11 protein-coding genes are annotated in these 14,599 nt (G+C 53.4%); 5 read left to right on the plus strand and 6 right to left on the minus strand.

What is annotated here, in order from left to right; all coding sequences use genetic code 11:
* Window positions 1-187 precede the first annotated feature (187 nt).
* Together PN477_RS07740 and gatB are read right to left on the minus strand one after the other, a co-directional pair.
* Entirely contained in the window at window positions 188-1,156 is a 969-nt protein-coding gene (locus PN477_RS07740; RefSeq protein WP_272116074.1) for an NF038130 family PEP-CTERM protein, read from the minus strand.
* Between the two features lie 542 nt (window positions 1,157-1,698).
* Window positions 1,699-3,186 carry an Asp-tRNA(Asn)/Glu-tRNA(Gln) amidotransferase subunit GatB gene (gene gatB, locus PN477_RS07745; protein WP_272116072.1) on the minus strand — a complete coding sequence of 496 codons (1,488 nt, stop codon included), beginning with the start codon at window positions 3,184-3,186 and terminating at the stop codon, window positions 1,699-1,701.
* A 109-nt stretch (window positions 3,187-3,295) separates the two neighbouring features.
* Here gatB and PN477_RS07750 point away from each other — a divergent pair, with 109 nt between their 5' ends.
* Window positions 3,296-4,000, plus strand: a complete 705-nt coding sequence (locus PN477_RS07750; protein ID WP_272116069.1) for a hypothetical protein — start codon at window positions 3,296-3,298, stop codon at window positions 3,998-4,000.
* 3 nt (window positions 4,001-4,003) lie between these two features.
* Here PN477_RS07750 and crtO read toward each other — a convergent pair whose 3' ends face one another.
* A complete protein-coding gene (gene crtO, locus PN477_RS07755; RefSeq protein ID WP_272116067.1) occupies window positions 4,004-5,704 on the minus strand; it encodes a beta-carotene ketolase CrtO in 1,701 nt (566 codons plus the stop codon).
* A 306-nt stretch (window positions 5,705-6,010) separates the two neighbouring features.
* Here crtO and PN477_RS07760 point away from each other — a divergent pair, with 306 nt between their 5' ends.
* Window positions 6,011-6,337 carry an STAS domain-containing protein gene (locus PN477_RS07760; protein WP_272116065.1) on the plus strand — a complete coding sequence of 109 codons (327 nt, stop codon included), beginning with the start codon at window positions 6,011-6,013 and terminating at the stop codon, window positions 6,335-6,337.
* Between the two features lie 21 nt (window positions 6,338-6,358).
* Here the strand turns inward: PN477_RS07760 and PN477_RS07765 are convergent, their stop codons facing one another.
* Window positions 6,359-7,501, minus strand: coding sequence for a PP2C family protein-serine/threonine phosphatase (locus tag PN477_RS07765; protein WP_272116064.1), 1,143 nt, complete (start codon window positions 7,499-7,501; stop codon window positions 6,359-6,361).
* Window positions 7,502-8,008: 507 nt separating this feature from the next.
* Here PN477_RS07765 and PN477_RS07770 point away from each other — a divergent pair.
* From PN477_RS07770 to labA, 3 genes are all read left to right on the plus strand, one after another.
* Window positions 8,009-8,446, plus strand: coding sequence for an ATP-binding protein (locus tag PN477_RS07770; RefSeq protein ID WP_272116063.1), 438 nt, complete (start codon window positions 8,009-8,011; stop codon window positions 8,444-8,446).
* A gap of 57 nt (window positions 8,447-8,503) precedes the next feature.
* Window positions 8,504-9,316 carry a sulfurtransferase gene (locus PN477_RS07775; RefSeq protein ID WP_272116062.1) on the plus strand — a complete coding sequence of 271 codons (813 nt, stop codon included), beginning with the start codon at window positions 8,504-8,506 and terminating at the stop codon, window positions 9,314-9,316.
* Between the two features lie 269 nt (window positions 9,317-9,585).
* Window positions 9,586-10,104 (plus strand): low amplitude/bright protein LabA, encoded by a 519-nt coding sequence (labA, locus tag PN477_RS07780; protein ID WP_072621361.1) that lies wholly within the window; start codon window positions 9,586-9,588, stop codon window positions 10,102-10,104.
* A gap of 348 nt (window positions 10,105-10,452) precedes the next feature.
* Here the strand turns inward: labA and PN477_RS07785 are convergent, their stop codons facing one another.
* Window positions 10,453-12,300, minus strand: coding sequence for a WD40 repeat domain-containing protein (locus PN477_RS07785; RefSeq protein WP_272116061.1), 1,848 nt, complete (start codon window positions 12,298-12,300; stop codon window positions 10,453-10,455).
* Between the two features lie 56 nt (window positions 12,301-12,356).
* Window positions 12,357-14,255: an adenylate/guanylate cyclase domain-containing protein gene (locus tag PN477_RS07790; protein ID WP_272116060.1), complete on the minus strand. Its 1,899-nt coding sequence runs from the start codon at window positions 14,253-14,255 to the stop codon at window positions 12,357-12,359.
* Window positions 14,256-14,599: the final 344 nt, after the last annotated feature.

Here is a 14,599-nt window from a genome sequence, read left to right on the forward strand (position 1 = left end):
CAGGATAAATCAATGGCGTTAGTCGTTGAGCCTAGCAACCCTCTGCAACTCTCGTTGTTTGAGTGGATAAATGGTCAGGTAACTGGCTGTTCAGAATCCCCCACTATAGCCCGTAGGGTTTAGTGGGGGAGTATGTCAAGGGTTAGTCCAATGCCATCAATTCAGGGGGTTAATCCGTCGGTAGGGTTTAGGCAGACTTGCGCTGGGTGGAAGCGATCGCACCCCCCACCACCGCTAAACCCAACAGCAACGAAGGTTCCGGAACCGATTCCGATTCCGCCGGAACCGCTTGGGCCAAGGTGTAATTCCCCGTGTGAGACACATTATCCAGGGGATCAACCACACCGGATTGCGTGGCAGAGAAGCCAAATTGATAGTAACTATTGCCTTTATAGGACACCTTCACCAACTCGCTGGCTTGGATCGGGCCACCGGCCAAGGCTGCCACCACCGCTAATTCCGTGCTGTTCAAGAATGAAAAGAGTTGCGGCGTTGCGTCGTAGTGACCCGCAAGAACGATATCAAGACCGCCCTCCACATTACTCGCCACAGACTGCACGTTGGGATCACTGAACCGCTCAAAACCACCACTGGTCAAGAAGCGATCGAACAGGCTAGATGTTGTCGGGGCCATTGCTGCGGCTTGAGCCGCTGCCAATTGGGCTAACACCGGGTTACCCGTTTGACCCAACACCGTTTGATAAGCAACGCCACTCACGGCCTGAGCAATACCATCATCCGTGATGCCGTAGGCCGCAAAGGCTGCATCAAACCAGATATTGGCTAAATCATCATTGCCGTAACTCGTGGTGGCATTCCCCACGCCAAACCAGTCCGCAGCGGTGAGGCTGCTGATCACCACATCAAATCCATCCACTTCACCCGTCAGGGTAATGGCATTGTTGAAGTCGGCGGTGTTGGGGGTGTTGGTGTTGCCGCCCAGTTCCACATTACCTAAGCCATCGAGGGACGTTTGCCAGTTGGTGGCGGTATTGGCGACTTTGAAGGTTTCATTCCCAGTGACACCGTAGGTGAGGTGAGTCCCACTGACGCTCGCGCCGGTGAGGGTTCCCGCTAAGGCGGGGGGGGTGGCGAATGTGCCTAAACCTAAGGCTAAAGATGCACCGAAGAGAAGAGATTGAACTGCGTTTTTCATGACTACCATAACCCCAATAAACAAAATGTTCCTGTCGCTGTGACTAACCCAAACAAAAACCATACTGGCACAATACTGTATGCCCTATCTACCATCAAACCCTGTTTCTTCAATTTATAGGTGAAGTTTCCGTAAAATTTTGCCTGATTTTTGCATAGTTAATGATGAATTTTGAGTACAGGACGAAAGTTGAAATGTACGACAAAATCTGAAGTTTGAAGGGGGTGGGAGCATCCTGCTCCCTGTTTTGTCTGAATCCCAGCGGTGGTGCGTTACGCTTCGCTAACAGCACCCTACTGTTATGGCACAGCCAAAATGATATTTTATTGTAGGGTGGGTTAGGCGGCTTAAACTCCTGTTATCACTGCAATTCAGCGATCCGCCGTAACCCACCAATTAGCGTGTGCCGTAACACCACGACAATGGCACAGTTAAAATAGTGCTTTATTGTAGGGTGGGTTAGGCAGCTTAAACTCCTGTTATCACTGCAATTCAGCGATCCGCCGTAACCCACCGATTGAGGTATGTCATGCCACTAGGGTTTAGCCCTTGAGCTTGTTGACAAGGAGTTGATTGGTGAGTTTGGGGTCGGCGCGGCCGCTGGTTTGTTTCATGATTTGACCCATGAAGAACCCTTGAATCTTCGTTTTGCCGGCGCGGAATTGTTCGACTTTGTCGGGGTTGGCGGCGATCAATTCATCGATCATCACTTCGATCGCGCTCATGTCGGAAATTTGGGTCATGCCCTTGCTTTCGACGAGCTTCGCCACGGAATCAACGGGGGTGGTGAGCAGTTCCGGGAGAATGTCTTTGGCGATTTTGCCGCTGATTGTGCCTGCGTCGATCAGTTGGAGGAGTTCGGCGAGGGTGGCGGGGGTGAGGGCGATGTCGCTGATGTTGAGTTTTTCGCTGTTGAGGTAGCCCAGGATGTCGCCCATGAGCCAGTTGGCGATTTGTTTCGCGTCGGCTCCGGTGGCGATCGCACTCTCAAAATAGGCCGTCATTTGATGGTCATCGGTGAGCACCCGCACATCGTAGGGCGAGAGTCCCAGATCGGTTTCGTAGCGATCGCGCTTCGCCGCTGGGAGTTCCGGCAACTCCGAGCGCCACTGTTCTAACTGTTCTTTGGATACCTCAATCGGCGGTAAATCCGGCTCCGGAAAATAACGATAATCGCTTGACCCTTCTTTTTTGCGCATACTGATCGTGCGTTGGCTGCCCTCTTCCCAAAGGCGCGTTTCTTGATAGAGGGGTTCCCCAGCTTCGAGGGCCTTGGTCTGCCGTTCGATCTCGTAGTCGATCGCCTTTTGGATCGCACTAAACGAGTTCATATTTTTAATCTCAATCTTCGTGCCGAATTCTTTTTGACCCACGGGACGAATCGAAATATTCACATCACAACGCAAGGACCCTTCTTGCATATTGCCGTCACTGATCCCCAAATACCGCACAATCCGCCGCAATTCTTGGCCATATTCCGCCGCTTCGGCCCCGGTGCGAATATCCGGCTCGGAGACGATTTCAAGGAGGGGAACCCCGGCCCGGTTAAAATCCACCAGGGAATGGGTGGAACCGGAGAGGCGATCGCTCCCCGCATGGACTAACTTGCCCGCATCTTCTTCCATGTGGAGGCGCGTAATCCCGATTTTTTTGCGGGTCGCCTCTTTTGTGACGGGATCGACGAGTTCAATGTCTAACCAACCCTGTTCAGCAATGGGCAGGTCGTATTGAGAAATTTGGTAATTTTTGGGTAAATCTGGGTAAAAATATTGCTTACGATCAAATTTGCTGTAGGGGGCAATTTGACAATTGAGCGCCAAGCCCGTTTTAACAGCGGATTCCAACACTTTTTCATTGAGTACCGGCAAAACGCCCGGATACCCTAAGCAAATGGGCGAGATGTTCGTGTTCGGCGGCGCACCAAATTCCGTCGAAACCGGGCTAAAAATTTTGGTTTTGGTGTTGAGTTGACAATGGGTTTCTAGGCCGATAACGGCTTCGTAGGTCGTTGAGGTCGCTGTTGCTGGCATAACAATAAAACTTCGTTGGCTTCAAAAAAATGTGTTGGCTTCCGCGTCGTGCTCTTATTTTAGCCCCTCTGTTCCCTGCAATTGTCCTGTATTGGCTGATTCTCCGCTGATGAAACGTCCCCAATTAATTCCCCTTGAGCCCACCGTTGGCCCCTCAGAAGCGTTGATCGTGATGGGGGGAGGCTGTGGCCATGCGCCGGGGGGCATGGGTGGCGAGGCTTGGCGATCGCTGATCCGTGACCTAGGCTGGGCAGGGGCAATCTATCAATTGCAGTGGGATGAGGAGTTGAATCTGACCCTCGGAACGCTGACGCAGCAGGAACCCGAAGCCGCGATCGCCCATTGGAACCGCTGCCGTAACCAATTCAAGCGCATCGGCAAGAGCTTTTTACCGAAACTGATTTGGGAGTTAAATGTGGCTACTGTGTCTTTCTGGGCGATCGCCCACGGCACACAGGTGGCCTACTATGGGCTGCGGGACTGGTCGGAGGCGGATATTCACCTGCGGGATGCGGTGCTGTTGGCGGGGACGGTGCGGCGCGATCGCGGTAAAGACTGGGGGCGGGTGGCGAATAATCTTGAGGGCACATTGTTCAACTTCTACAACACCGAAGACCTGATGCTGAAGCGGTTTAGTCAGCTTTTAGACTGGAAACGCAGCCCCTGCGGGATTAAGCCGATCCGCGAAGAGCGCGATCGCCTCCTCAATATTGACGCAACCCCCCGGATGACCACCGCCCACTACACCCCCGACAACTGCCGCGCCATCCTCACCCACACCCTCAAACCCCATTGGCGATCGCAAGAACGCTAGGGCTTATTTTTCCGACAGTCCTAAGGCCGCTTTAAACAGCGATTGCACATAGGCCTGGGCATCCCCCAAGCGATGGACTAACGGATGTTGCGCCTGCATGAACACCCGCGCACAGTTGCGCCCCGGCATTCCCGAAATCGATCCCCCCGGATGGGTTCCCGCTCCCGTCAGATACAGCCCCTCGATGGGGGTTTTATAGTCGGCGATTTCCGGCAAGGGTCGGAAAAAGATCATCTGATCCAAGGTCATGTCCATGTGATAACAGTTGCCCTTGTAAGATCCCAATCGCTGGGCTAGTTCCGCCGGACTTTCCACCCGTCGCGCCATGATTGAGCGTTTCACATTGGGGGCATAGGTGGCCAGTTTGTCGATGACGCGATCAGCCACTTGTTCCTTCACCGCATCCGTCCAGCCCGTGCCATCCAGCCCCGTCCCCTCTGCGCCTTTGATTTGGTACGGCGCGAAAAATTCAATCCAGAGGGTGTGTTTACCCTCCGGAGCCATGGAGGGATCTAGAATCGTCGGACAAACCGCGTACATAGAAGGGTCGCGATCGGGGATTTCGCCAAAGGTACAGAGGGCGTGGGCTTTTTCCACATGATCCACGGAATCGGCGATCAACACTGACCCCACTAAATATTCATCGCTGTGGTTGTAGGCTTCAAAGCGGGGCGCTTCGGAGAGGGCACAATCAATTTTCAGGATCGTTTCGTTGTTGTTGACGATGCGGCGATCGAGGCGATCGCGCAACTTCGGATCAGCCGCGCCAATCTCATCCGGGGCCACCAAATTCAAAAACAGCCGCCGCGCATCGATGTTAGAAATCACCCCCTTAATCGCCCGGAACTCGCTACCGTTGGCCACTTCCACCCCTATGACGCGCCCATCGTCAATCAGCAGCCGTTTAACGGCCTGTTCTGTGAGGATTTTCCCCCCTTTGGCCGTGACGAGGTTGACGAGGGCCTGGGTTAACGCTCCCGTACCGCCTTTGGGGCGAGACATCCCCGGATGGTGGCGCATGGCCATCATCATCGCGCCGACGGCGATGCCTTTTTGAGAGGGCGGCGCACCGATTTCGGCGGCGAGGCGGGCCAGGGGGGCTTTGATCGTTTCGCTGTCAAACCATTCCTCAAGTAACTCGGTGGGGGAGGTGATCATGTTGCGCACGAAGTCGAGCACCTTGTTGCGCGATCCCAACACCGAGAGGAGGTCTTTTAAATTTTCCAGGCCGTAGTTACCGAGAATATCAAGAATTGCCATCGGGGGCGCGTTGAACAGGGGCGCGATCGCACCCCCCAACTGCTGCCAATAGCTGGCGAATTCCGCATATTTGACCGCATCCCGCTCGCTATAGTGGGCAATCCCCGCGCAGGTTTTTTCAATCGATTTATGGGCTAAAAATTGGGAGCCATCGGGCAGCGGGCAATAGACCACCGGATCACAGGGCAAATATTCTAGGCCATACTTCCCCAGTTCCAACTCCTCCACCACCGGGCCGAGGTGGATAAACTCATGGTCAATGGCGCAAAGATTAAATTTAAAGCCCGGCGCATCAACGGGCATGGCTTCTTCGGTGGTGGCAGCACCGCCGGGGACGGGGCGTTTTTCGAGAAGGAGCACGCTATACCCAGCTTTCAGGAGGTAGGCGGCACAGACAAGGCCGTTATGTCCTGCCCCAATAACAATGACATCGTAGGTTTCCATGATGATTTAACTGGCACAACGAGAGGGAGAGGAATGGGACGTGCGATCGCCGTTTCTGAATCACCGGTCATCAACCCAGGGATCGAACCCCGCTGTTATCCCGTCAAATTGGTTCAAAAACAAAACCCTGCACGACCAAGCCAGTGGTGTAGGCTTAAGATTCACTGCCGAATTCAAAACGAAGAATTAATCTCCCTCAATTCAGGCGAACTCGCTTACTTGGAGTCTAGTCCAAAGCGGTTCTTCTCGCTATACTGGCAACGTTCACCCTTGCCAAGTCACATCTTGCGTTTTAATTTACACCCTATGAATCCAGCAATTAAAGTGGTTGAGCCGTCCGGCATCTTAGATGGCACGAAGGCGAATGAATTTCGCCAAGAAATTAGTGATCATGTGTCCAATGGGGTACAAATGATCTTGATCGACTTTAAGGATGTCACCTTCATGGATAGCTCAGGGTTAGGTGCGTTGGTGCTTGCCCTCAAAACCGTGCGAGCCGCCAAAACTCAGATGTGTCTTTGTTCGATCAATGAACAGATCAGAATGTTGTTTGAGTTGACAAGCATGGATCGGGTCTTTGATATTTACGACACCCGCGATGACTTTGAAGCCAAAATCAACGCACCGCAATAGCGTGTCGCCCTCCAGCGTGAGCTAATGGGCAAAGTTAATTTCGAGCAACGATAAATCATCATCAAACGCCAGATTTTGGTTGATCACCTTCATCTGCGCAATAATTTGGTCGAGGTTGCGATCGGGGCTTAAACGATAGTCCTGTAACTGGCGGGTGAAGCGGTCTAAGCCCCACAGTTCCCCACCGGGCTGGGGTAGTTCATAAATACCATCACTAAACAAATAGAGGCTCGAATTGGGCGCAACTTTGCAGACGGCCTCTTCATAGACCACATTGGGGAACATCCCCACCGGAAAACCAGGGGTTTTCAAGGGTGAGGTGTGGATCGTGCCATTTCGTTGGGGGGAGAGCAGGAGCGCGGGGGGATGCCCCGCACTGGCGTAGGTGAGTTGGCGATTTTTTTGGTTATAGACCCCGTACCAGATTGTGAAGTATTTATCGTTGCGGGCGGTCATTTGAAAAATTTCATTCAAACCGGCGAGGACTTCCCCCGGTTGACGATAGTTGACTTGCTTGAGGGCTTGCGATCGCAGCAAATTCAGCACCGAAACCGACGGCAACGCCGCCCGCAACCCATGGCCCGACACATCAAGCAAATACATCACCGCATACTGATCATCAAGCCAATAATAATCAAAACTATCCCCCCCCAACTGACTCGACGGAATAAACCGCATATCCACCACCAACGGCGGCAACGGTGACGGCTCCGGCAACAACGAACAGACATAATCCGCCGCCTCGGCCAATTCCGTCTCTAATAACTGCTTCTGCCGTTGCAAATCATTATTAAGCTGATAGAGCCGCAGCCCGGAGCGAATCCGCGCCTCCAACTCAAACATCTCAATCGGCTTACAGAGAAAATCATCCGCCCCCGCATCCAACCCCTCTACCCGATCCTCCACAGACCCCTTCGAGGTGAGCAAAATAAAAAACGTCGTAGCCAACTCCGGCAACGACTTGACATGACGGCACACATCCAAGCCGTTCATCTTCGGCATCACCCAGTCACAAATCACCATCGCCGGGTGTAATGCCTGCACCTGTGCCAATCCATCCGCCCCATTACTCGCCACCGTCACCTCATAGCCACGACTTGCCAGCGTCCGCTTTAACAGCATCTGAATCGCCGGGTCATCGTCAATAATTACAATATTCTCCATAGCAGAGCCATTATTCTGAGTCATCGGGAACGCGGGGAATAATAATTCGCGGCTTCATTTAGATTGTAGGATTTTGCTTGGATAGATGGCGTAACCCATTCTACGGTGATACTTCAAGATTGCTTTCCACTTCACGTTAAACTATGGGAGAGTTTTTCTGGGTACAAACGAAGTCTAATCTGAAATCCGAGCCCATGACCCCACCCATTAGCCCTGATTTCCAGGCAGGGAGCCCAACGCTCTCGCCTTCTTAGGAGCGGTTGGGTGAGGGGGGGTGAAGGGGGACTACAGCGGATTGGGGATCAATTGTCCAATGGGGTGGCATATCATCCCACCATCCTAGGTTAATTGACATCCTCTCCAGCCGAAAGGTATGGGAATTCCCAGCCTAGCGAGCCTTAGAGCTAACTTCCTGACGAGTCAACAGCTCATCGAAAAGTTGGCTTGGCATGGCGAGGCTTGTAACCTAGTGGTTTTGGTCAGCAATTTTGAACAGGAGTTTTCCGATTGGACGTTCTGCATCAAAGCACGCTCACGACTCAAACTCGATTAAAGCAGCTTGACCCTGTTTTGGCCTGGTTTAATGCGAGTTATAGTCCTGAAATTGACTCCAAAACTTGGATTCAGTGTGAGTTGGCTTTAGCGGAGGGCTTCACCAACGCTGTTCGCCATGCCCATGAGGGGTTAGCCACGATGACACCCATTGAGCTAGAGGTGCTACGTTATGGCGATCGCATCGAAATTCGCATTTGGGATCACGGCCCCCCCTTTGATCTCGAAGCCTGTTTAAATAAGGTGAATGCCCAAGCCGGTAACAGCAGCGGCGGCGGCGGACGAGGCATCGCGATTTTGCAGAAAATTGCCGATCACCTCAGTTACCAGCGCACCGAGCACCAGCAAAACTGTCTCTTAATTGTGAAACATTATCGCCGTTCATCCGGATAAGAGGAGGTGCAGCCGACCAAACCAGCCCCTTATGTATCATTAAAATGTTTTATTTCTATGAATCCTCTTATTTCCACGGCTGCCCTGGGCGATCGCAGGGCTGATCCGAATTTCGTTGTGATCGACTGCCGTTTTCAGTTAGCCGATCCCCAGTGGGGACGGACTCAATACCAGCAGTCTCATCTTCCCGGTGCGTATTATCTTGACCTCAATACCGATCTTTCCGCCCCTGTGGCATCCCATGGCGGTCGCCATCCCCTCCCCGATCCCACCGTTCTCGGAGAAAAATTAGCGGCGATGGGGATCATCTGGGGCAAAACCGCTGTGGTGGCCTACGACGATGCCTACTGTGCCTTTGCGGCGCGGCTGTGGTGGCTGTTGCGGTACTACGGCCATGGGGCGGTGATGGTTTTGGATGGGGGATGGCCCGCCTGGGTGGCGGAGCAGCGTCCTGTCACGGCGGCGACCCCTGAACCGCGATCGGGGCATTTTGTCCCGCAGGTACAGCCGGATTGGTGTATAGAGCGGGAACAGGTGCGCCAGGGTCAGGTCAGCGGCATGTTAACCCTTGTGGATTCACGGGATGCCGATCGCTACCGAGGCGATCGCGAACCCATTGACCCGATCGCCGGCCATATTCCAGGGGCGGTGAATCGACCCTGGCGCGAGGCGACGACGGCAGCGGGGTATTGGCGATCGCCCTCGGAACAGCGCCAACGGTGGGACGGGATTGACCTAGATGGCGCTGTGGCGATGTATTGCGGTTCGGGCGTGACGGCCTGCGTGAATTTGCTCTCGTTGGCGATCGCAGACCTCCCCCCGGCTAAACTCTATCCTGGCGGCTGGAGTGACTGGTGCTCATTTTTGTAAGGTGCGATTTTGTAAGGTGCGATTTTGTAAGGTGCGATCGCCCCTCCCCTCAAATTTACTCACGGGGCTAGAGCGTTGTGGGATACTTTTAGAACGTTGTCATCATCCAACGTCCAAGGCTGCGATGGGATCTGACCAGCCTGGGTTGAGACGGACTGAGCCGATAAGGATGACCCCTCAGCCCTGACAATCCCGATCATCTGAATCTATCTCTGACTATATCTAGATTATTTATTGGATTTTTTCTAAATTAATTAGGTTGTTCTTTTATGTTTTTTCCGCAAAATCGTTTATCTATTTTTGTTGACGGGAATAATATGTTCTATGCTCAACAAAAAAATGGTTGGTTCTTTGATCCCCGTCGGGTTTTAGAATATTTCAAAAGTGAACCCACCGTAATGCTCGTCAATGCCTTTTGGTATACCGGCTTAAAAGATCCCCAAGATCAGCGCGGTTTCCGAGATGCGCTGATCAGCCTTGGCTATACGGTGCGCACGAAAATCCTCAAGGAATATTATGATGATTCGTCGGGGCGTTATTCCCAAAAAGCGAATTTAGATATTGAAATTGTGGTGGATATGTTTAACACCTGTGAGCAATATAATCGCGTTGTTTTGTTTAGTGGCGATGGCGATTTTGAACGGGCGATTGAACTGTTGCGATCGAAAAATACTCATATTACAGTGGTCTCTACTGAGGGCATGATTGCACGGGAATTACGCAACGCCACCGATTGCTATATCGACCTCAATGAAGTGCGCGACCACATCGAAAAAATCGACTATTAACACCAAACCTGGGGCTATAGCGATCCTCAATCCATTGGAGATCTTATCTCCTCATCAACAAGGGGCTTAAGCCCCTTGCCTGTTCATGAATCAAATAGGATTGCTATAGGCGGAAAATCCGTGGTAATCCCCCTTAAAACCCCTCACCCAACCCTCTCCCCCAGGAGAGGGCTTATCCATAAATCGATTTCAAGTGCCAAAATTCTCGTGATCCCCCCCAGCCCCCCTTAAAAAGGGGGGAGCCGCTCAAAGTAGCTCTCAGTCGGGGATTTCAATCCCCGCCTCAAAGCGAAAACCCGTTTAAACGGGTTCCAGAGTGGGCAACGGGGGGCGGGAGGGCGATCGCATCTAGGCCGGTTGCCAGACGCGGATCGTGTCGTCGCTGCTGCCACTTACCAACCAGAGGGGGCTAGAGCCGTTGCCTTGGCGGGCTTGGCCGAAGGCGAGGGAGGACACCGCCGCAGAATGGCCGGTTAAGGTGTCGATCGGCGTGCCGCTGCCCAAATCCCACAAGATGATGCGGCGATCCCAGCTTCCACTGGCCAAGATGCGACCATTAGGACTGAGGGCGATCGCTAACACCGCATCACGATGACTCGACAGGGTCGCCACCTCGCGCCCATCACTCACCTGCCACACCTTAATTAGCGTGTCATCACTGCCGCTGATTACATAGGCCCCATCGGGACTAAAGACCAGATCATTAATAGTGCCGTGGTGGCCAACGAGGGTGCGGAGATTTTCCCCCGTGGCCAAGTCCCAGAGTTTAATCGTCTTGTCGTCGCTGCTGCTGGCCAACAGGTTCCCTTTGGGACTCATCGCCACGGACTTCACCCCGGTGAACCATTCCGAATGACCCGTCAGGGTGCGTGTCAGTTGACCCGTGGAAAGATTCCAAATGCGCACGGTTTTGTCATCGCTGCCGCTGATCAGGGTTTGACCATCGGGGCTAAAGCGGATGGATTTCACCGTCCCGGCGTGACCATTGAGGACATGGGTGGCGCGACCGGGGGACAGGGGCCAGAGTTTGATCGTCTTGTCATCGCCGCCGCTGGCCAGCAGTTGACCATCGGGACTAATGGCGACGGTTTTCACTTGGGCAACCCCGCTTGACCCATTGGGCTGGCCAATGGTGCGGAGGACTTGGCCGGTGGAGAGGTTCCAGAGTTTGATCGTGTGATCATCGCTGCCGCTGGCGAAGGTTTGGCCGTGGCGACTGATGGCGATCGCATTCACACCGCTGCTGTGGGCATCGAGGATATAGGCGCATTGCCAATGGTGTTGCTCGCTGTGCTGACCATTACGGGCGATCAGGAGGGGGGCGGGAGCCGGTTCAATGGCGAGGCTACCGGAGTCGGAGTCGGGGGGAACGGTGGCTTGCAGGCGGGCGATCGCTGTGCGCAGGTCTTGGAGTTGTTGATCGGTGTCTGGGTTGATCTGTTGAACCTGGGTTTTGAGGCTGTCTAGATCGTGACGGACGGGATCAAGCTGGTCTTGGATCGCCCGGTCAATTTTTTCGTCAAGCTGGGCGGTGAGGGTGGCTTGGTAGTCGGCGGCGATCTGCTGTACCTGTGTTGAATCGAGGCTTGTGGTGTCTGGCAGGGCGTTGAACCGTGCTTGTAGATCAGCGATCGCCCCTTGAATCTCCGTTAATTGGGTTTCCGTCGCCGGATTCACCTGCCCCGCCAGCAATTCCAATTCTGCCAAATGTTCCCGAATTCGATTGAAAAACTGTTCAATCTGATCCACTGCGGATTCTTTGGTTTGCAATTGATTTTCTTTGAATTCCCGTAGTTGTTGTTGGGTGCGGGTGTCTAATTGTTGGGTCTGGGTTTTCAATTGTTCGAGGCTATTTTTGAGAGGATTGATCGTTTTTTGCAGTTGAGCGATCGCCTCTTTACCCTGCTGTGAATGATCTTGAGTGACTGTTTGAATCGTGGTCGTGGCCTGCTCTAGTTCACTGAGGCGTTCTTCGATCGGATCAATAATTTGGTGGAGATGCGTTAAGCCCGACAGTTGTTGTTGCTGTCCGAGTTGATTAATCCGGTTCCGGTTATCCATATTAAGACCCACCGTAATCGTCAACGGCACCGCCGCATACACAACTTGTTGGGTGGCCGCCGCTGCGATCGTTCCCACCACAGAACCTGCTAAAAAAACATATTCTGTAATCTCAAGCCAATAGCGTCGGGTCATAACGGTTGGGGCTGTGCAATAGGGGTCATGATTTTAATATCACGATTGTACCCAGTTTAGGGATCTTGCAACGGGGGATGATCGGGATGGGGGCGAATCTGTAACGGGTTGGAGGGCGATCGCTCTTCAAAGACAGCGCGATCGCCCTCTAAAAAATAGGTCACCATCGACCCTTTCCCCTTCACCTCAATCGGGCCACGAGGCACACAGTCAAAACGCGACTTGATCAACTCATAGGTCACCGGCGACAGTTGAATGCGTCCCGTTTCCCCTTGGGACTCCATCCGCGAGGCCAAATTCACCGTATCGCCCCACAGATCATAGGTAAACTTTTTCATCCCAATCACCCCCGCCACCACCGACCCCGAATGTATCCCGATCCGCAGGTTGAGGGTTTCCCCCGTGCGGGCATTAAATGCGTTCAGCACCGTGAGCATATCTAAGGCCATGGCGGCCACCGCCTCCCCATGGTAGGGGTTCGGTTCCGGCAATCCCCCCACCACCATGTAGGCATCGCCAATGGTTTTAATTTTTTCGAGTTGATGGCGATCGCTCAACTGATCAAACTCCGAAAAAATCTCATTGAGCATCTCCACTAACCGCTTCGGCGGCATCCGTTCGGCGATCTGGGTAAAATTCACCAAATCCGCAAACAACACCGTCACCTGCTCATAATGTTCCGCGATCACGCTTTCCCCCACCTTGAGCCGTTTCGCGATCGCCTGGGGCAATGTGTTGAGCAGCAACCGTTCCGATCGCGCCTGTTCGATCTCCAACTCCTGTAAACTTTTCCGCACCGACATTTCCGCCAATTCCAACTGCATCACCTTTTCTTCCCACCCCGCATAGAGGTCTTGCAACCGTTCCGTCATTTGGTTAAACGCTTGCGCCAACACCCCCACCTCATCATTGGTCATCACCGGAGCCATTTGCCGAAAATCCCCATTCGCCACCCGAATCGCCGCCTCTTTAATCGCTAAAATTGGCCGGGTAATCTGCAAGCTAAACCACGACACCCCGGCCATCACCAACAACACCGACCCCGACCCGACGATAAAAATCCCCCAGGCCAACTGTCGCGCCGGGCGAAAGGCTTCCGCTTGGGTAATTTCCACTAGCAGCGCCACCTGCAATTCATCCACCCAGCGCGAATAGCCAATCACCGGCACACCGGCATAGTCCAAATAGAGACCGCCGCCGTCCTGTTGGTTAATCGCTTTATCAATTCCCTCGGAATGCACCCCTCTGGGATAGTCCTCTTTCCCAAAGCGATCGCCGGACACAAACGCATTGTAAGCATCCACCAAGTAGCTCGTTCCACTTTGCCCCAAGCCCACCCGCTCCGTCACAATCCGATCCATTTGCTCTAAATTGAGATGCACCGCCAGCACCGCCACCACTTGCCCCCGCGCATCACCGAGGGGCGTGGAAATCGTGATCGTGGGGCGATTGGTCACCGGCGACGGATAGACGCTTTGGACGTAGGTGTTCCGCAGCCCTTCGGTGAAATAGCTGTCTTTAACGCGATATTCTCCTTCATGCTCTGGATTGGTGGAGAGGACGACGCGCCCGCCCTTTTGGTCGAGAATCATGATCTCCGCGAGTTCTGGGCGACTGGCGAGGGTGGAGGTGAGGAGGCGTTTGGTTTCAATGTAGGCGGAGTCGAGGGCGGCCCGATCGCCCGCTGTGGGGTTTTGCAACAGGGCCGGAAGGCGATCGCGCACTTCATTGAGTTGGGCGATCGCCGTCGTGGCTTCCTGCTGATTTTCAATCCACAGGGCGATCGCATCAGCCTTGAGGAATGCTGACACCCGCAACCGATCAAATACCAACCGGGTGATCAGTACCCGTGCTCCCAAAAAAGTCAACACCCCAACACTAATCACCGTCAGGAGGGACAGGAGCGAAAAATAACTGACCAAGCGAATCCGCAGGCTTTTTGACCAAAATTGCACGGTCAATCTAGGAGGCGACGAGCCGTAAATTATGCTTTATTCTAGCCTTTGTTTTGAGTGCATCCCAGTTATGCAATCCCTCACCCAACCCTCTCCCTCAGGCTACTGCTTATACATAACGTTCAAATGTTGGCCTCGTCTGCGTTTGATCCCCCTAAATCCCCCTTAAAAAGGGGGACTTTTTTGCGTTCCCCCCTTTTTATGGGGGGCTAGGGGGGATCGAGAGAAGGTGAACATCGTTAAGAGCAGTTTGTGTATAAGCAGTAGCTCCCTCAGGAGAGGGCTTTTGGCTCCTTTCTCCTGCGGGAGAAGGGCTGGGGATGAGGGTGCTCCCTGGCGAGCCA

The sequence above is a fragment of the Spirulina subsalsa CS-330 genome (genome assembly GCF_028330765.1).
Taxonomy (GTDB): domain Bacteria; phylum Cyanobacteriota; class Cyanobacteriia; order Cyanobacteriales; family Spirulinaceae; genus Spirulina; species Spirulina subsalsa_A.